Origin of the sequence: Actinacidiphila acidipaludis (assembly GCF_019890725.1) — a bacterium.
In the GTDB taxonomy this organism is placed as follows: Bacteria; Actinomycetota; Actinomycetes; order Streptomycetales; family Streptomycetaceae; genus Actinacidiphila; species Actinacidiphila acidipaludis.
Map to the genome: position 1 here is coordinate 21,149 of NZ_JAINZZ010000059.1, position 18,351 is coordinate 39,499.

General features: G+C 73.3%; 15 protein-coding genes. 10 read left to right on the forward strand and 5 right to left on the reverse strand.

Annotation, left to right across the window (positions count from 1 at the left end; translation table 11 throughout):
• Window positions 1-64 precede the first annotated feature (64 nt).
• Window positions 65-868, reverse strand: a complete 804-nt coding sequence (locus tag K7862_RS30610) for a DNA-formamidopyrimidine glycosylase family protein (protein WP_222968071.1) — start codon at window positions 866-868, stop codon at window positions 65-67.
• A gap of 143 nt (window positions 869-1,011) precedes the next feature.
• Entirely contained in the window at window positions 1,012-5,676 is a 4,665-nt protein-coding gene (locus tag K7862_RS30615; protein WP_222968072.1) for an ATP-dependent helicase, read from the reverse strand.
• On the opposite strand from K7862_RS30615, the gene K7862_RS30620 reads away from it, so the two are divergent.
• The 5 genes from K7862_RS30620 (at window position 5,675) to K7862_RS30640 (ending at window position 9,304) form a co-directional block, all read left to right on the forward strand.
• Window positions 5,675-6,646 carry an AraC family transcriptional regulator gene (locus tag K7862_RS30620; RefSeq protein WP_308012279.1) on the forward strand — a complete coding sequence of 324 codons (972 nt, stop codon included), beginning with the start codon at window positions 5,675-5,677 and terminating at the stop codon, window positions 6,644-6,646. The two genes, K7862_RS30615 and K7862_RS30620, sit on opposite strands and share 2 nt — an antisense overlap.
• Window positions 6,643-7,467, forward strand: coding sequence for an AzlC family ABC transporter permease (locus K7862_RS30625; protein WP_222968074.1), 825 nt, complete (start codon window positions 6,643-6,645; stop codon window positions 7,465-7,467). The genes K7862_RS30620 and K7862_RS30625 overlap by 4 nt, the downstream gene beginning before the upstream one ends.
• Window positions 7,451-7,774: an AzlD domain-containing protein gene (locus K7862_RS30630; RefSeq protein ID WP_222968076.1), complete on the forward strand. Its 324-nt coding sequence runs from the start codon at window positions 7,451-7,453 to the stop codon at window positions 7,772-7,774. The genes K7862_RS30625 and K7862_RS30630 overlap by 17 nt, the downstream gene beginning before the upstream one ends.
• A 111-nt stretch (window positions 7,775-7,885) precedes the next feature.
• A complete protein-coding gene (locus K7862_RS30635) occupies window positions 7,886-8,080 on the forward strand; it encodes a DUF3046 domain-containing protein (protein ID WP_222968105.1) in 195 nt (64 codons plus the stop codon).
• A gap of 96 nt (window positions 8,081-8,176) precedes the next feature.
• Window positions 8,177-9,304, forward strand: coding sequence for an AI-2E family transporter (locus K7862_RS30640; protein ID WP_308012280.1), 1,128 nt, complete (start codon window positions 8,177-8,179; stop codon window positions 9,302-9,304).
• Here K7862_RS30640 and K7862_RS30645 read toward each other — a convergent pair.
• Window positions 9,285-10,208, reverse strand: coding sequence for a S41 family peptidase (locus K7862_RS30645; protein ID WP_222968078.1), 924 nt, complete (start codon window positions 10,206-10,208; stop codon window positions 9,285-9,287). The genes K7862_RS30640 and K7862_RS30645 overlap by 20 nt on opposite strands.
• A 58-nt stretch (window positions 10,209-10,266) precedes the next feature.
• On the opposite strand from K7862_RS30645, the gene K7862_RS30650 reads away from it, so the two are divergent.
• From K7862_RS30650 to recX, 3 genes are all read left to right on the forward strand, one after another.
• The gene (locus K7862_RS30650; protein WP_222968080.1) at window positions 10,267-10,806 is read left to right on the forward strand and encodes an ArsR/SmtB family transcription factor; all 540 of its coding nucleotides are present in this window, start codon (window positions 10,267-10,269) and stop codon (window positions 10,804-10,806) included.
• A gap of 239 nt (window positions 10,807-11,045) precedes the next feature.
• Entirely contained in the window at window positions 11,046-12,161 is a 1,116-nt protein-coding gene (gene recA / locus K7862_RS30655) for a recombinase RecA (RefSeq protein ID WP_262414081.1), read from the forward strand.
• A 4-nt stretch (window positions 12,162-12,165) separates the two neighbouring features.
• Window positions 12,166-12,738, forward strand: coding sequence for a recombination regulator RecX (gene recX, locus K7862_RS30660; protein WP_262414082.1), 573 nt, complete (start codon window positions 12,166-12,168; stop codon window positions 12,736-12,738).
• Window positions 12,739-12,825: 87 nt separating this feature from the next.
• On the opposite strand, the gene K7862_RS30665 is transcribed toward recX, so the two are convergent.
• The gene (locus K7862_RS30665; protein ID WP_222968083.1) at window positions 12,826-14,568 is read right to left on the reverse strand and encodes an FAD-dependent monooxygenase; all 1,743 of its coding nucleotides are present in this window, start codon (window positions 14,566-14,568) and stop codon (window positions 12,826-12,828) included.
• A gap of 327 nt (window positions 14,569-14,895) precedes the next feature.
• Here K7862_RS30665 and K7862_RS30670 point away from each other — a divergent pair, with 327 nt between their 5' ends.
• Together K7862_RS30670 and K7862_RS30675 are read left to right on the forward strand one after the other, a co-directional pair.
• A complete protein-coding gene (locus K7862_RS30670; protein WP_222968084.1) occupies window positions 14,896-15,654 on the forward strand; it encodes a response regulator transcription factor in 759 nt (252 codons plus the stop codon).
• A 24-nt stretch (window positions 15,655-15,678) separates the two neighbouring features.
• Window positions 15,679-17,106, forward strand: a complete 1,428-nt coding sequence (locus K7862_RS30675; RefSeq protein ID WP_222968085.1) for a sensor histidine kinase — start codon at window positions 15,679-15,681, stop codon at window positions 17,104-17,106.
• A gap of 151 nt (window positions 17,107-17,257) precedes the next feature.
• Here the strand turns inward: K7862_RS30675 and K7862_RS30680 are convergent, their stop codons facing one another.
• The gene (locus tag K7862_RS30680) at window positions 17,258-18,292 is read right to left on the reverse strand and encodes a TAXI family TRAP transporter solute-binding subunit (RefSeq protein ID WP_222968086.1); all 1,035 of its coding nucleotides are present in this window, start codon (window positions 18,290-18,292) and stop codon (window positions 17,258-17,260) included.
• Between the last annotated feature and the right edge of the window lie 59 nt (window positions 18,293-18,351).

An 18,351-nucleotide genomic window follows, 5' to 3' on the forward strand; every position in this document is an offset into this window, starting at 1 on the left:
GGCCCTCACCGGGCCAGGACCCGAGGCGACGTCCGAGATACCGGGGCCGCCCGGGCCGCCCGCGTCAGACGTCTGACGGCACCGGGCCGCGCTGACAGCGGGGGCACCAGTAGGCCACCCTCGCCTGTTCCTTCTCACCGTGCTCAGCCCGCCGCACAGGAGTGCCGCAGCGCAGGCACGGCTCGTGCTCCCGGCCGTAGACCCAGTGCGTGCGTCCCCGCCGGGTGTCCCCGGTGGTGATGTGACCCGGACGGGCCTTGTTGGCCTCCAGCAGACGCTTCGCCAGCACCACCATCTTCGCCGGCGCGGTGATCTCCCCGAACGGCGTCCAGGGCGTCACCCCGCGCAGGAAGCACAGCTCCGAGACGTAGACGTTGCCGATCCCGGCGAGATTGCGCTGGTCCAGCAGGGCCTCGCCCACCGGCCGCTCCGGCCGGTCCGCGAGCCTCGCCAGCGCGCGCGCCGGCTCCCAGTCCGGCCCCAGCAGATCCGGCCCGAGGTGGCCGACCACCCCGTCCTCCTCCGCGGTGGGCAGCAGCTCCAGGACCGGCAGCCGGTACCCCACGGCCGTCCTCGCCTCGTTCTCCAGCACCGCCCGCACCTGGTGGCTGGGCCCGCCCCGCCAGCGGTCACCGGGCGCGTAGAGGTGCCAGGAGCCTTCCATCTTCAGGTGCGAGTGGAGGGTGGCGCCGCCGTCCAGCCGGGTCATGATGTGCTTGCCCCGCGGAACGACCTCCAGCACCTCCCGGCCCGCCAGATCCACGGTGGCCAGCTGCGGCACCCGCAGATCCGCCCGCAGCAGGGGCCGTCCGGCCAGGGCGGCGTGCAACCGGTGGGCGGTCAGCCAGACCGTGTCTCCTTCAGGCACCCGTCCATCATGACCGCATCGCGCAGCGTGCGGGGCGGCGGGCCCGGGGGATGGGCCTGCCCGCGCCCTCGCCGGTGGCCTCAGGCATGCCGGCGGCCACCGATCGCGTCCCGCCCGACGGCGGCGTGTCCGGCCGGCCGCGGCTACCCCTCGCGCAGGCGGAGGCCGCGCGGCGTCGCGTGGAAGCCGGCCGCCTCCAGCGCCTGGCCCAGCGGCGAGGTCAGGGCCGACTCACCGTTGGTGCGCTCCACCGTGAGCCGTCCCAGAGCGCCTTCCCTGACGGCCAGGGCGAGGGCGTCCGCCGCGGCCTGGATGCGTATGGGGTCGCCGGGCCAGGCCAGCACCGTCTTCCCGCCCCGCTCCACGTACAGGACGAGCTCCCCGTCGCTCAGGACGACCAGCGCCCCCGCCTTCCGCCCGGGCTTGTGCGTGACGCCGTCCGGCTGCTGGGGCCAGGGCAGGGCGGCCCCGTAGGGATTGGCCGGATCCGCCGCGGCCAGGACGACCGTACGGGACTTGCCGTGGTGGTCCTCCTCCGCGCTGCGCTCCCGCGAGGTGCTCAGGGCGCGCAGCCGGTCCACGGCGCCGTCCATCGCGAACTGGGCGGCGCCCAGCCCCTCGACGACGTAGCCGCGTCGCGCCTGCCCGGTCTCCTCGAAGGCCGACAGGACCCGGTAGGCGGCCGAGAAACCGCCCGCCACGCCCTCGGCCGCGACCGCACCGCGGGTGACCACGCCGTGCCGGTCGAGCAGGGTGTGCGTCAGAGCGTGGGCGCGCAGGGTCGGATCGGGCTCCGCGGCCGGCACCAGCGACCAGCGGCCCGCGGTCGTCGGCGGTCCGCTCCGGGACGCGGAGGCCCGCGGCGCCCGGGCGGCCAGCGAGCTGTACCGCCCGCGGGGGACGGACCTCGGCGCCCGGTGCGCAGTGGACCCTGCCGTCCGGCCCGATCCGAGCAGGGCCCGCAGCGGCGCGAGCGTGTCGTTGGTGAGCCGCCCGGACCAGGCGAGGTCCCACACCGCGTCGGCAAGTTGTGGATCGGTCGCCTCCGTCCCCGACGCCCGTACCTGTTCGGCCATCTGCCGGAAGAAGAGGCCGTACCCTCCCTCCAGCGTTGCCAGCACCGCCTGGTGGAGGGGCGTCAACTCCATGGGCTGCGACTCGGGGATCAACAGCGGTGCGCTGTCGGCCAGATAGAGCGAGACCCAGCCGTCCTTCCCGGGCAGCCCGCCGGCGCCCGCCCACACCACCTCCCCGGAGGAGGTCAGTTCGTCGAGCATCGCCGGGGTGTAGCCGATCACCCGGGACGGCAGCACGAGCTTCTCCAGCGCGGAGGCGGGCACCGCCGCACCCTGGAGCTGCTCGATCGCCCTGGCCAGACCGTCCATCCCGCGCAGGCTGTGGGTACCCACGTGCTGCCACTGCGGGAGGAACACCCCCAGCGTCGCGGGCGGCACCGGCTCCAGCTCCTGCCGGAGGGCGGCGAGGCTGCGGCGCCGCAGCCTGCGCAGCACCGCCGCGTCGCACCACTCCTGACCTGCCGCACCCGGGCGGAACTCGCCCTGCACCAGGCGCCCGGCCGCGGTCAGCCGGTGCAGGGCGCCGTCGGCGACCGCCGCCCCGAGCCCGAACCGCTCGGCCACGTCGCCGGTGGTGAACGGACCGTGCGTGCGGGCGTACCGGGCCAGCAGGTCGCCGAGCGGGTCTTTCACCGGCTCGGTGAACGCGACCGGCACACCGACCGGCAGAGCCGTGCCCAGAGCGTCCCGCAGCCGTCCGGCGTCCTCGACCGCCGCCCAGTGCTCCACGCCCGCGATCCGCACCCGGATCGTCCGCCGCGCCGACTCCAACTCCGCGGCCCAGGCCTCCTCGCCTCCCCGCTCGACCAGCTCCGCCATCGTCACCGGGCCGAGCACGCGCAGCAGGTCCGCGACCCCTTCGGCGTCCTTGACGTGCCGGTCCTCGGTGAGCCACTGCAACTCCCGGTCCAGCTCGGCGAGTACGTCGGCGTCCAGCAATTCCCGCAGCTCCGCCTGGCCCAGTAGCTCGGCGAGCAGCCGGGAGTCCAGCGACAGCGCGGCCGCCCGCCGTTCGGCCAGCGGCGAATCCCCCTCGTAGAGGAACTGCGCCACGTAGCCGAAGAGCAGCGACCGGGCGAAGGGGGACGCCTCGTGCGTGGTCACCTCCACCAGCCGCACCCGGCGGGCCTCGATGTCTCCCATCAGTTCCACCAGGCCGGGCACGTCGAACACGTCCTGCAGGCACTCGCGCACCGCCTCCAGGACGATCGGGAACGACCCGAACTCCGAGGCCACCTGGAGCAACTGCGAGGCGCGCTGCCGCTGTTGCCACAGCGGGGTGCGCTTCCCGGGGTTGCGGCGGGGCAGCAGCAGCGCCCGGGCCGCGCACTCGCGGAACCGTGAGGCGAACAGTGCCGAGCCGCCGACCTGATCGGTGACCAGCTGCTCGATCTCGCCCTTGTCGAACGCCACGTCGGCGGCGCCCACCGGTGACTGCTCGGGGTCGTACTCCGCGCCGTGGGACAGCGGGTCGGTGTCCAGCAGGTCCAGCCCCATGAGGTCGGCGTCGGGCAGCCGCAGCACGATCCCGTCGTCGGCGTGCATGGCCTGCGCGTCGAGCCCGTAGCGCTCCTGGAGCCGGGCGCCCAGCGCCAGCGCCCACGGGGCGTGGACCTGGGCACCGAAGGGGGAGTGGATGATCACCCGCCAGTCGCCGAGCTCGTCCCGGAACCGCTCCACGACGATGGTGCGGTCGTCCGGCACATGGCCGCACGCCTGCCGCTGCTCGGCGAGGTACGCCAGCACGTTGTCGGCAGCCCAGGTGTCGAGTCCCGCCGCCGAGAGCCGCTCCCGCGCGGCCTCGGGTGTCATTGCGCCGATCTCCCGCAGCCAGGCACCGAGCGCCCGGCCGAGTTCCAGCGGCCGGCCCAGCTGGTCGCCCTTCCAGAAGGGCAGGCGCCCCGGTACTCCCGGCGCGGGGGAGACCAGGACCCGGTCCCGGGTGATGTCCTCGATCCGCCACGAGGTCGTGCCCAGAGTGAAGACGTCCCCGACCCGCGACTCGTAGACCATCTCCTCGTCGAGCTCGCCGACCCGGCCGCCGCCCTTCTTGGGGTCCGAGCCGGCCAGGAAGACACCGAACAGCCCGCGGTCCGGGATGGTCCCGCCCGAGGTGACCGCCAGCCGCTGGGCCCCCGGCCGGCCCGTCAGGGTGTTGGCCACCCGGTCCCACACCAGCCGGGGCCGCAGCTCGGCGAAGGCGTCCGACGGGTAGCGGCCGGCCAGCATGTCCAGGACCGCGACATAGGCGGAGTGCGGCAGGGAGGCGAAAGGCGCGGCCCGCCGGATGACGCCGAGCAGCTCGTCCACGTCCCAGGTGTCCAGCGCCGTCATCGCGACGATCTGCTGGGCCAGGACGTCCAGCGGGTTGGCCGGCACGCGCAGCGCCTCGATGGCGCCTTCCCTCATGCGCTCGGTGACCACCGCTGACTGCACGAGGTCACCCCGGTACTTCGGGAAGACCACACCGGTCGACACCGCGCCGACCTGGTGCCCGGCCCGGCCCACGCGCTGCAGGCCGGAGGCCACCGACGGCGGTGACTCGACCTGGACGACGAGGTCGAGCGCGCCCATGTCGATGCCCAGCTCCAGGCTGGAGGTGGCGACCACCGCGGGCAGGCGGCCCGCTTTGAGGTCCTCCTCGACCAGCGCCCGCTGCTCCTTGGACACCGAGCCGTGGTGCGCCCGGGCCAGCACCGGCGGGGCGCCGCGGGCGGCACCCGACTGGGCCATGAGCTGCGCAGGCGTGTGGGCCTCGGGGAGCGGCTCTCCCTCGGCCCGTTCCTGGCCGATCTCGTTGAGCCGGTTGCACAGCCGCTCGGCGAGCCTGCGGGAGTTGGCGAAGACGATCGTCGAGCGGTGGGACTGCACCAGATCGGCGATCCGCTCCTCCACATGCGGCCAGATGGACGGCCGCTCCGCCGCCCCGGCCGCGGGACCCGTGTGCTCGGCCGCGTCCATCACCGGGGAGCCGCCCAGCTCGCCCAGATCCTCCACCGGTACGACGACCGAGAGGTCGAACGACTTCTCCGACGGCGGCTGCACGATCGTCACCCGCCGCTGAGGCGAGAGGTAGCGGGCGATCTCGTCGACCGGGCGGACCGTCGCGGACAGGCCGATCCGGCGGGCGGGCCGGTCCAGCAGCTGGTCCAGCCGCTCCAGGGAGAGCGCCAGGTGGGCGCCCCGCTTGGTGCCCGCCACCGCGTGCACCTCGTCCAGGATCACCGTCTCCACGCCGCTCAGAGCGTCCCGCGCGGCCGAGGTGAGCATGAGGAACAGCGACTCGGGTGTGGTGATGAGGATGTCCGGGGGCCGGCTGATCAGGGCGCGCCGCTCGGCGGGCGGCGTGTCGCCCGAACGGATGCCCACCCGGACCTCGGGCTCGGGCAGGCCGAGCCGCACCGACTCCTGCCGCAGACCCGCGAGCGGACTGCGCAGGTTCCGCTCGACGTCCACGGCGAGGGCCTTCAGGGGCGACACGTACAGCACCCGGCAGCGCCTGCGGGTCTCGGCCGGGGGCGGGACGCTGGCCAGCCGGTCCAAGGCGGCCAGGAACGCCGCGAGCGTCTTGCCCGAACCGGTCGGCGCCACGACCAGCACGTCGGAGCCCTCCGCGATGGCCGTCCACGCGCCCGACTGGGCGGCGGTGGGCTCGCGGAACGCCCCGGTGAACCACGCGCGGGTGGCCGGGGAGAAAGCCTCGAGGCTGCGATGACTGGACTGTTCGGACATGGCTCCCATCCTGCCTCGCCGCACCGACATGCCGCTGGCCCGAACGTCCAGCCTGTGGATAACCCCTGGCGCGAGCACACCGTCGTGTCGTCAGATGGTCGTCATGGCCGCGGGCGAGCAGGCACGACACTGGGAGCACCCGGGCCTGCCCGGCGTCGACCTGCTGCGCGCCCGCTACATCCGCCACACCTTCGCGCGCCACGCCCACGACGGCTACGTGATCGCCGCGGTGACGGGCGGGGTCGAGGGCATCGGGCTGCCGGGCGGCGCCGAGCGCGCCGGAGCCGGCGGCGTGGTGCTCATCAACCCCGGGACGCCCCACACGGCCTACGCCGGTACCGAGGGCGGCTGGAGCTACCGCGTCCTGTATCCCGAGCCCGGGGTCGTCGCCTCGGTCGCGGCCGAGACCTCCTCGCTGCGCGGCACCCCCGCCTTCACCACGACGGTGCTTCACGACCCCGCCACGGCGGGCATGATCGCCGACGTGCACCGGGCCGCCGAGCACGACAACCCGCTGGCCGCCGACACCGTCCTCCGCCTGGTCGTGGCCCGGCTGCTCGCCCGGCACGGCTCCGCTCCCACCGGCCCGGCAGTCACTCCGTCAGGCGGACCGGTCGCGGCGGCCCGTGCCCGCGACCTGCTCGCCGCCTCCCTCGCCGGGCCGCCCAGCCTGGAGCGGCTCGCCGCCGAGACCGGAGTGAGTCCCTTCGCCCTCCTTCGCGCCTTCAAGAAGGCCTACGGCCTGCCGCCGCACGCGTGGCTGACCGGAGAGAGGATCAGGGCCGCCCGACGGCTGCTGGAGGCCGGCGCCAGCCCGGCGGACACCGCGGCGGCCGTCGGGTTCTCCGACCAGCCGCACCTGAACCGGCACTTCACCCGCATCGTCGGCGTCCCGCCGGGGGCGTACCAGCGCGAGCGCAAGAACATACAAGACCGGACCGGTGGCCTGCTCCTACCGTCGGCCGTGTGACCGCACCACCCGTACCCGCACCCAGCTCCGCTCCCGACGTCCCCGACACGAGCCGGGCCGCGGTCGTCCGCGACGCCCTCGGCGTCGGGGTCGCCGTCGGCCTGTCCGGATTCGCCTTCGGCGTCACCTCGGCGGGGGCCGGGCTCTCGCTCGTCCAGACGTGCGCCCTGTCGCTCCTGGTCTTCACCGGCGCCTCGCAGTTCGCCCTGGTCGGGGCCCTCGGAGCGGGCGGCGGCCCCTTCACCGCGGCCGCCGGCGCGTTCTTCCTCGGAACGCGCAACGCCTTCTACGGCCTCAGGCTCTCCCAGCTCCTCAAGCTGCCGAGGCTGGTGCGCCCGCTGGCCGCGCAATGGGTGATCGACGAGACCTCCGCCATCGCCCTGGCCCAGCGCGGACGGGACGCCGCCCGGCTCGGTTTCACGGTCACCGGTGCGAGCCTGTACGCGCTGTGGAACCTGACCACGTTCGTCGGCGCGGTGGGCGCCTCGGCCCTGGGCGATCCCGCCGCCTGGGGCCTGGACGCCGCAGGTCCCGCGGTCTTCCTGGCGCTGCTGGCACCGATGGTGAAGGGGCGCACCGAGCGGACGGCGGCCGGCCTGGCCGTGGTGCTCGCCCTGCTCTTCCTGCCCCTGCTCCCTGCGGGAGTGCCGGTCCTGATGTCGGCGCTGGCCGCACCCGTCGCCCTGGCGTTCGCCCGCCGGCCTCGCACCTCCGGGCAGCAGGCGCCCGACGCACACACCGCACCGGACGGCCCGGCCGCCCGCACACCCGCGGACCGGGCGGCACGAGAGGAAGGAACGGCCGATGACCGGCACGGCTGACACCTGGATCGCCATCGGCATCACCGCCGCGGGCTGCTACGCGGTGAAACTGCTCGGCCTGGCCGTGCCCGCCGGTCTGCTGGAGCGCCCGGTCGTCAAACGCCTGGCGGCCCTGGTGCCCATCGCGCTGCTGGCGGCCCTGACCGCCCTGCAGACCTTCGGGACGGGCCGGCACCTCGCCTTCGACGCCCGGGCCGCCGGCCTCGCCGCCGCGGCCGTCGCACTGCTGCTGCGGGCGCCCTTCCTCCTCGTGGTCGCCGCGGCAGTGCTGGTCACCGCGGCGGTCCGGGCGGTGGCCGGGGGGTAGAGCCTCGGACAAGCGGCGGCGCCCTGGGCGGTCCGCCCGGCCCTCGACCGGTAAGGACCGCTCACCATGGCGAGCGGGGATGACATCGCCGGGCGCGCGATACTGGCACCCATGCGGTTGACGATTTTCTGGGAGCGCATGCGCGCCCACTTCGGCGAGACCTACGCCGACTCCTTCGCACGCGACCATGTGATGTCGGAACTGGGCGGCCGTACGGTCATCCAGGCGCTGGACGACGGCTGGGAGGCCAAGGACGTCTGGCGAGCGGTGTGCGCGGCCATGGACGTGCCCGCCTCCCACCGCTGAGCCGGGCGCTTCCCCGATCCGGGCAGTCCGTCGTGGCCGATAGTGCAAATGAGGTGAAATCAGGCCTTAGGGTGGCGTGCGCTCCAGACTGACTCTGTGGCCGCCCGCGAGGAGAACCCGGAACCGGGTGCCGCCGCGTCCGGTGGCGGGGGTTACGACGAGGGACGCAGTCGCCGGGACGGCATGCCGCCCTGGCTGCCGCGCGCGGTCCTCATCGTGCTGGCGCTCCTCGCCTGCTACCAGTTCGCGCACTGGGTGTTCTCGCGGCTCGTCGGGCTCCTGGTCAACATCCTGATCTCGTTCTTCTGCGCTGTCGCGATCGAGCCCGCGGTGGACTGGATGGCCCGCCGCCATGTCCGCCGCGGACTCGCCACCGGAATCGTCCTGCTCGTCGTCTTCGTCGCCGCGGCCGGGTTCGTCCTGGCCCTCGGCACGCTGCTCGTCGACCAGATCAGGATGATCGTCGAGAACCTCCCGCGCTACGCGGACGACGTGATCCGGTGGGTCAACCGCACCTTCCACACGCACTTCAAGACGGGCAACCTCCAGAACAAGGTCCTGCACTCCAACTGGGTGCGCACCTATCTGTCGCACGGTGCGAGCAACGTGTGGGGCATCTCGACCACCATCTTCGGCACGGTCTTCCAGCTCTTCACGGTGCTGCTCTTCACCTACTACCTGGCAGCGGACGGCCCGCGGCTGCGGCGCACCCTGTGCTCCATGCTTCCGCCGGCCCGCCAGGCGGAGGTGCTCCGGGCCTGGGACCTCGCCGTGGCCAAGACCGGCGGCTACCTGTACTCCCGCGCCCTCATGGCCGTCATCTCAGGAGTCGCGCACTACATCATCCTCCAGGTGCTGGGCGTGCCCTACGCGCCCGCCCTGGCCGTCTGGGTCGGTGTGGTCTCGCAGTTCGTGCCCACGGTGGGCACCTACCTCGCCGGTGCCCTGCCCGTCCTGATCGCCTTCACCAGGGATCCCTGGGACGCACTCTGGGTGCTGTGCTTCGTCGTGATCTACCAGCAGTTCGAGAACTACATCCTGCAGCCGCGGATCACCGCCCGGACGGTGGACATCCATCCGGCCGTCGCGTTCGGCTCGGTGGTGGCGGGCACGGCGCTGCTGGGGGCGGTCGGCGCACTCGTCGCGATCCCGGCCACCGCCACGCTGCAGGGGTTCTTCGCCACCTATGTGCGACGGTACGAGGTCAGCGACGAGCGGCCGTGATCTCTTCCAGCCGCGTCAGCGCCAGCGCGTGGGCGCGGTCCAGGGCGTCCTCCGCCGGGACGGCGACGTCCGGCAGCACCCCGGTGCCCTCCCAGTTGGTGCCGGAGACCGGGTTGACCGCGCGGCCCACCGGGATGGTCGCCTCGAGGTGCGGGTGCACCGTCCAGCCTTCCCTGGGATGCGCGCCGCCGCCCGTGGTCTCGCCCACGACGACCGCACGGCCCAGCTGCTGGAGGTCGTACGTCAGCTCCTCGCCGCCGGAGAACGTGCCCGCGCCGGTCAGCACGTACAGCGGCTTGGTGCCGCCGAACCTGGCGCCGGGCACGTGGGTCTGGCTCCACGACTGCTCCTGGGTCTCCTCGCCCCGCCAGACCTGTGTGTTCAGATGTGTGCGCCGGTCCAGGAGGTAGCTGCACACCAGGGCGACCGTCTCCGGGTCTCCGCCCCTGCAACGGCGCAGGTCGAGAAGCAGTGCGGGAGCGGGTGCCACCAGGGTGAGCGCCGCCGCCAGCGGCTCGGCGGCCCATTCGACCGGGAACAGCACGGGGGCGAGTTCCAGCACGGCCACCTTGCCGCCCAGGAGCTCGACGCGGGGCGCGCCGCCCAGGGAGGCGTCGAAGTCGCGGCGCAGGCTGGTCAGGGCGGCCTCGCCCTTCCCGGACGGAACCTCGTCGGGGTGGAAGACGAGCCGCAGGTGCCTGTCGCCGTTGACCGACTGCAGGTCATCGGTGACCAGCCGGGCGAGTTCCTCGGCGCTGTCGACGGCGTAGGCGCCGGCGTCGCGCCGCCGCCGGAGCACGGCGGCTATCTGCTCGGCGACGTCGGGGAAGACGTAGTGCTCGGCGAGGAGACCGATCGTCTCGTCGAGAGCGGCGGCCAGGGCGGGCTGTGTGGTGGTCGTCATGGCAGTGGAGTAGAGCACCGCGCTTGCGAAAGCGTCAAGAGAATTAGACACTTGATTCATGGCCGACGAGACGCAGCGCCCGCACCCGCCCGAGGACGTCCAGGAGGTCGGCTCGCCCCAGCAGTTCGCGGCGCTGGCCCATCCGCTGCGCCAGCGGATCCTGTTCGCCCTGGGCCACCGCCCGGCCACCATCAGCGGGCTGGCCGTCCAGCTGGACACCCGCAAGGGCAACGTCGCTCACCACCTGAAGGTCCTCCGCGAGGCCGGGCTGGTGTACGTCGCCGAGACGCGGCAGGTGCGCGGCGGGACCGAGCAGTACTACCAGCGGACCGCCCGCAGGATGCTGGTCGCAGAGCCGCAGGGCGCCGGCACGGCCGCGATGTTCGGTGCGTTCGCGCAGGAACTGGACCGGTCGCAGGCCGAGAGCGTCGTGACGCTGCGGCACCTGCGGCTGACCGCGGAGCAGGCCCGCCGACTCGGCGAGACCCTGGCCCGGCTGGTCGACGAGGCCGAGGAGGCGCCCGCGGGCGAGCCGGTGCACGGCGTGCTGGTCGCGCTGTACGAGCGGGCCCGGCCGGAGGCGGACGGCCCGGCGTGACGCCGCGGCGCCCGCTGCGGCGGGTCGCTTGACACGAAAATCGAACAGCCATTCTCATGGAAGAGCCGTGCGGTTTTTCCGCGGCGGCGACAGTGCGCGGCCTGGCCGCATCACGGCTTTCCGGTCGCGGGAGGCCGGAGTTATCCACAGGCCAGGCGGGACGTCCGGGCGCATTGTCAGTGGCAGGCGCTAGCGTCGTGGACGTGAAGCGATCGAACCAGACATCCCGGGTGGAACCCATGGCAGGAAACGACCGCGAGAAGGCGCTCGACGCCGCGCTCGCACAGATTGAACGGCAGTTCGGCAAGGGTGCGGTCATGCGCCTCGGCGACCGGCCGAATGAGCCCATCGAGGTCATTCCCACCGGGTCGACCGCCCTGGACGTGGCCCTCGGCGTCGGCGGCCTGCCGCGCGGCCGTGTGGTGGAGGTGTACGGTCCGGAGTCCTCCGGCAAGACGACCCTCACCCTGCACGCGGTGGCCAACGCCCAGCGGGCCGGCGGCACCGTGGCCTTCGTGGACGCCGAGCACGCTCTGGACCCCGAGTACGCCAAGGCCCTCGGCGTCGACACGGACAACCTGATCCTGTCCCAGCCGGACACCGGCGAGCAGGCTCTGGAGATCGTGGACATGCTGGTCCGCTCCGGCGCACTCGACCTCATCGTGATCGACTCCGTGGCAGCCCTCGTGCCGCGGGCCGAGATCGAGGGCGAGATGGGTGACTCGCACGTGGGTCTGCAGGCCCGGCTGATGAGCCAGGCCCTGCGCAAGATCACCAGTGCGCTCAACCAGTCGAAGACCACCGCCATCTTCATCAACCAGCTCCGCGAGAAGATCGGCGTGATGTTCGGCTCGCCGGAGACCACGACCGGTGGCCGCGCGCTGAAGTTCTACGCCTCCGTCCGGATCGACATCCGCCGGATCGAGACCCTCAAGGACGGCACGGAGGCGGTCGGCAACCGCACCCGCGTGAAGGTCGTCAAGAACAAGGTCGCGCCGCCCTTCAAGCAGGCCGAGTTCGACATCCTCTACGGTCAGGGCATCAGCCGTGAGGGCGGCCTGATCGACATGGGCGTGGAGCACGGTTTCGTCCGCAAGTCCGGTGCCTGGTACACCTATGAGGGCGACCAGCTCGGCCAGGGCAAGGAGAACGTCCGTAACTTCCTGAAGGACAACCCGGACCTGGCGGACGAGATCGAGAAGCGCATCAAGGAGAAGCTGGGCGTGGGCGTGCCGAAGGCCGAGACCCCCGCGGCGCAGCCCGAGACGGATGCGGCCGCCGCCCCGGCCGACGCCGTCAAGGCGGAGGTCCCCGCCCCCAAGAAGGCGACCAAGGCCACCGCCGCCAAGGGCTGAGGCCATGGCGCGCGGTTCCCAAGGACGCGGCGGCTCTTCCGAGTCGAGGGCCTCGCAAGAGCCGCCGCTCGATCCGGAGGAGCAGGCGCGGGCCCTGTGCCTGCGTCTGCTCACCGGAACCCCCCGCACCCGCAGGCAGCTGGCCGACGCCATGCGGAAGCGGGAGATCCCCGACGACGTCGCGGAACACGTCCTCGAGCGCTTCGAGGACGTGGGTCTGATCGACGACCAGGCCTTCGCCAACGCCTGGGTGGAGTCCCGCCATCGCGGACGCGGGCTTGCCCGCCGGGCCCTCGCCCGGGAACTCCACCACCGCGGTGTGGACGCCGAGATGGTGACGGAGGCGGTCGGCCTGCTCGACTCCGAGCAGGAGGAGGAGACGGCCCGCGAACTGGTGAGCCGCCGGCTTCGGTCGACGCGCGGGCTCGATCGCGACAAACGCATCAGGCGCCTTGCGGGCATGCTCGCCCGCAAGGGGTACTCGGAGGGCCTGGCCCTCAAAGTGGTCCGCGACGCCCTCGCGCAGGAGGGTGCCGCTGAGGAAGAGGGGGAGGACGAGCCATGGCTGTGGGAGTAGCGAACGCCGCGGCGCGCGACGCGATGGCCGTGTGGCACGCCGCCGCGACGACCGCCACCCGCATACCCGGCGTGGCTCGTCCGCCAGCTAGCGAGCCCGGCCGCTGACCCGCCGCCCGCCGGTGCCCCCGGCTCTGCCGGAGTCCTCGGTACCGGTGTCGCCATCGGTCGCGGCGTCGCTCGCCTCCGACGGTCCGTCCGCCACGTCGTCTCCGCCCCCGATCGCCGAGGGCGGGCCGCCGCGGGCCAGATCGGCGTAGGAGTACAGCTCCGCCGGCCGGCAGCCGGTCATCACCGTCACCAGGTGTCCGTCGGGCCGGACGAGCAGCACGCTGTGGGCGGTCGCGCCCGGGTAGGTCTCCGCGACGACCAGTTCGGCCGGAGTGGGCAGCGCGGCCACCGCCGAGGCCAACCGGGGCATCAGGCCGGCCGTCAGCCAGTGCCGGGACTCCCACACCCCGCTGCCCGGAGCCACCAGCACCACGACGAGACCTCGCCCGAGTCGGTCGCGCAGGCGCCCGGTCGTGCCGTCGAGGGTGATCACGGGCACGTCGTCGACGATGCCCCCGGGCGGGGTGTCGCACGCGGCCACCAGGGGCGAGGCGCCGGTCTTGCCCCCTGAACGCGGAGCGGGCAGCGACAGCGGCGACCGTGCGTACACCGAGGTCGCGGCGACCGCCCCCCGGCCGAGGTGGCTGTCGGTCAGCAGCTCGGCCTGTCCGCGCGCCGATCCGGACAGCAGCGACTGGCGCACCGCCTGCCAGGCGCCGCTCGCCCTCACCAGGGGGAGCGCCTGGTCGGTGGCCCGCAGCCGGGCGCCGACCGCACCACGGCGCTCGGCCTCGTAACTGTTCAGCAGAAGGGGGGAGGCTCCGTCATGCCAGGCGAGGGACAACTTCCAGGACAGGTTCTCCGCGTCCCGGATCCCTTCCTCGACGCCCTGCGCCCCCAGAGCGCCCATCAGGTGAGCGGCGTCCCCGGCGAGAAACACCCGCCCGACCCGCCAGCGCCGGGCGAGCCGCTGGTGCACGGGGTGATCGGCGGAGCCGACGAGCTCGTAGGGGACCACCTGGCCGCACCAGGCGGTGAGCGTCGAGCGGAGGCGTTCCACCAGGGCGTCCGAGGTCAACTGCCGCACCTGGGCGGGTAGCAGCCAGTCCAGCCGCCACAGCCCGTCCGGCAGCGGCCGCGCGGTGATCTCCTGTCCGGCGGGTGCGCCCGGTGGGTCCCGGTGCAGCAACGCCACACCCGGCTCGGGAAGTTCGGTGCGGACCACCACGACCGCCTGGCGGTCGACCGCGGTACGGCCCGGGAAACGCACACCGAGCAGTTTGCGGACGGTGGAACGCGAGCCGTCGGCGCCGGCCAGGAAGCTGCCGCGCCACCAGGTCTCCTCGGTGCCGCGGGTGTGCACGCTCACCCCGTGCCCGTCCTGCTCCAGGGCGTCGATGCGGCACCCCGGAACCAGGCGCACCGAGCCGCACCGCAGCAGTTCCCGGCGCAGCCCCTGCTCCAGTACGTGCTGAGCGATGTGGACGGGTGCATCGCCGGGCTCGGGGCCGAAGTCGATCCGCAGCACCTCGGTGCGCCGCCGCAGGGTCCGCCAGGCGGCCCATGTCGCGCCGTCGCGACGCAGCCCCTCGTACCCCAGGCGGTCCAGCAGGGCGGCGGTGTCAGGGCCGAGTACGGCAGTGCGCGGAAGCTGCAGTCCTTCGGGTCCGTGCGGCGCCTCCGCCCCGTCGAACACGATGACGGGGACGTCACGGCGGGCCAGCGCGAGAGCGAGGGTCAGGCCCACTGGGCCCGCCCCCGCGACGATCACCGGGTCCACGCAGCGGCCCCCGGAAGGATTGCGGTCACAAAGCGTATGCAACTCACTGCGACTGCCCACGTCAAGCGACGGTCTCCCCTCGGCGCGGTGCGCGGGGACCACGCCTCGGCGCACCGGGCGGACGGTGCGGGCGCCTGCGATGCGTACCGGCTCGGTAACGGTCCGGCGCGTGAGCCGGTACCCCCTTGACGCAACCCGCCCCGATCGGGGTGGATTCGGTCGGAGAAGACCATGACCCGGTCGCCAGGGAACAGTTCCGTGAACACGCGGCAGCGTCCGGGTGGCCAGGACCGGCCAGAGCCGACCCTGATGAGGAGGAGGTGACGCATGCGACTGCTGCTCGTGGAGGACGACGACCGGGTCGCCGCCGCCCTTTCCGCCGTACTCGGACGGCACGGTTTCGAGGTCAGGCACGCCCGCAGCGGCGAGGAGGCGATCCAGGCCCTGCTGCCCGCCGAAGGCCCCGGCTTCGACTGTGTGCTGCTGGACCTGGGCCTGCCCGACCAGGACGGCTTCGAGGTGTGCAGCCGCATCAGGCGCCGCACGGCCACCCCGGTGATCATGGTGACCGCCCGCGCCGACATCCGCTCGCGCATCCACGGCCTGAACCTGGGCGCCGACGACTACGTGGTCAAGCCGTACGACACCGGTGAGCTGCTGGCCCGCATACACGCCGTCAGCCGCCGCCCCCCGCTGCGCCCATCCACGCCCGCGGGCCAGGCCGCCGGCGCGGCGGCCGCACCCGCGGGGACCCTCGCCGCGGCCGAGCCGGCCGGTCAGGAGCGGGACACCGCGCTGCTGCTCGGCAGTGTCGCCATCGACCTGACGACCCGTCAGGTCACCGTGGGCGGCGACCCGGTGGCCCTCACCCGCAAGGAGTTCGACCTGCTGGCCCTGCTGGCGCAGCGGCCGGGCGTCGTCTTCCGCCGCGAACAGATCATCAGCGAGGTCTGGCGGACCGCCTGGGAGGGCACCGGCCGCACCCTGGAGGTGCATGTGGCGTCGCTGCGGTCCAAGCTCCGGACCCCGGCCATGATCGAGACGGTCCGGGGCGTCGGCTACCGGCTCGTCGTGCCGGTCGGCTGACCCGGGCACGCCCCGGACCCCGCCGTGCGCACTCGACTGCTGCCGCTGCTCCTGGTGCTGATGGCCGGCGTCCTGCTGGCCCTGGGCTTCCCGCTGGCCGCCAGCCAGGCGGCGGCGCAGCAGCAGCGGGTCGTCGTCGACCGCATCGACGACACGACGCGTTTCGCCGCGCTCGCCCAGTTCGTCACCGCGCGCGGGGAGGGCACCCCGATCGACAGCGCGGACGCCGAGCGGCTGCACACCCTGCGCACCGAGCTCGACCGCTACCAGCAGCTGTACGGCATCAAGGCCGGGGTCTTCTACCGGGACCGCACGGCCATGGCGGCGGCACCGGCCGGGTGGCGGGTACCGGCGCGCGGCGAGCTGTACGACGCCTACTACTCGGCGCTGCTCGGCCGCCGCGCCCACGACCCGGAGCAGATCTGGCCCTGGCAGCGGCGCGACCTGGCGATCGCCTCGCCGATCGTGCGGGACGGTGATGTGGTGGCCGTGGTCGTCACGGAATCGCCCACCGGTGCGCTGCGCTCCCGGATCCTGCACGGCTGGCTGCTGCTGGCGGCCGGCGAACTCGCCGCGATGGCCATCGCGGTCCTCTTCGCCGTCCGCCTGACCGCCTGGGTGCTGCTGCCGGTCGCCACTCTGGACCGGGTCACCCACGACATCGCCACCGGCCGCATGACCTCCAGGGTGCGGGCGTGGAGCGGGCCGCCCGAGCTGCGCCGGCTGGCCAAGTCCTTCAACGAGATGGCCGACAACGTCGAGGCCGTCCTGGAACAGCAGCGCGCCTTCGTGGCCGACGCCTCCCACCAGCTGCGCAACCCGCTGTCGGCCCTGCTGCTGCGCATCGAGCTCCTCGGCCTGGAGCTGCCGGAAGGCCACACCGAGGCGGAGTCGGTGAAGGAGGAGGGCCACCGGCTGGCGCAGGTGCTGGACGATCTGCTCGGTCTGGCCGTCGCGGAGCGCTCGGGGAGCCATCTGGCGGTCACCGACATCGCCTGCCTGACCCGGATCCGCACCCAGGCATGGGAGGCCACGGCGCGGCGCGCGGACGTGTGCCTGCTCTTCGAGGGCCCGGACGACGACGGCGCGGTCCGCGGCTGGGCGGACAAGGTCGCGCTGTCCAGCGCGCTGGACGCGGTCCTCGACAACGCGATCAAGTTCACGCCGGCGGGGGAGTCGGTGGTCGTGCGGGTCGAGGGCGGCCCGGATCAGGTGGCGGTGCGGGTCGCCGACAGCGGCCCGGGTCTGACCGACGACGAACTCGACCGGATCGGCGACCGGTTCTGGCGCAGCGCCCGTCACCAGAACGTGCACGGCTCGGGTCTGGGCCTGTCCATCGCCCGCGCCCTGCTCAGCCAGGGTGGCGGCGCCATCACCTACGCCAAGCGCGATCCGCACGGCCTCGAGGTCGTCCTCAGTGTGCCGCGCACCGCGCCCGTCCCCACGGGCTGAGCGCCACTCGCAGTGCGGGCCGCGGCACCGTCCGCCGCGCGGGGGCACCACGCCTGAGCGGGACCTTCGGGCAGAGCCGCGTCGTACGCCCGGTAAGGACCGCCGACGTCGTGCAGCGCCCCTTACGGTTTGACCGATTACGGCTCGACGATTACGGCTTGACCGAGCGGTAGTAGCGTTCCGCCCCCACGTGCAACGGCAGCGGATCGGTGAAGACAGCGGTCCGCAGGTCCACCAGCTGCGCGGCGTGCACTTCCTTGCCGATGGCGTCCCGGCTGTCGATCACGGCCCGGGTCAGCCGCTGCACCAGTCCGGTGTCGGCGCGATCGGTGGTGACCAGCAGGTTCGCCACGGCGATGGTGGCGACGGCCTGCCCGTCCTGCGCCTTGGGGTAGGCGTCGGCCGGCATGACGGCCTGCCGGTAGTACTGCATCTGGCTGCCCATGGTGTGCAGCTTCGCGACCAGGTCCCCGAGCTGCACCAGCTTGATGCGCGCCACCGGATTGGCCATCGCGGAGATGGTGGCCGTCGGCAGACCGCCGGACCAGAAGAACGCGTCGAGCTTCCCGCTCAGCAGCATCGCCGGCGCCTGGTCGATGCCAACGGGCACCGCTTTGACGTCCTTGGCGACGTTCAGGCCGGCGGCGGTCAGCAGTCGCCGGGCGATCAGGCTGACGCCCGAGTTCGCCTGGCCGATGCCGACCCTCTTGCCGCGCAGGTCACGGGCCGAGGTCACCGTGGAGTCCCGCGGCACCACCAGTTGCATGTAGTCGTCGTAGAGCCGCGCACAGGCCCGCAGATCCTTCTTGCCGGGGCCGTCGTAGCTGGCCACGGCGTCGGCGGCGGCAATGGTGAAGTCGGCCTTCCCCGAGACCACGCGCTTGATGTTGTCGACGGACCCCTCGGTCTGGACGAGGTTCACCCGGACCCCGGGCAGCGCCGTCCGCAGGTCGGTCTTGAGGAGCTTCCCGTAGGTCTCGTACACGCCGTTGGCCACGCCGGTGGCCAGGAAGATGGGGCGGTGCGGGTACGAGGGCCCGTCCGACGGCAGGAGCCACCACAGCAGCAGCGCGAGCGCGGACGCCGCCGCGAGCACCGCCTGCAGGGCACGCCTGCGGCCACCGGTCCCGCGCAGGAAGGCACGGAACCGGCCGCGTATGCGCCCGCGCAGGCCGGAGAGGTTCATGCAGCGGGATCCTGCCAGGCAGAACCGGTCCGCGGAAGGCCGTCCCGAGTGATGCTGGA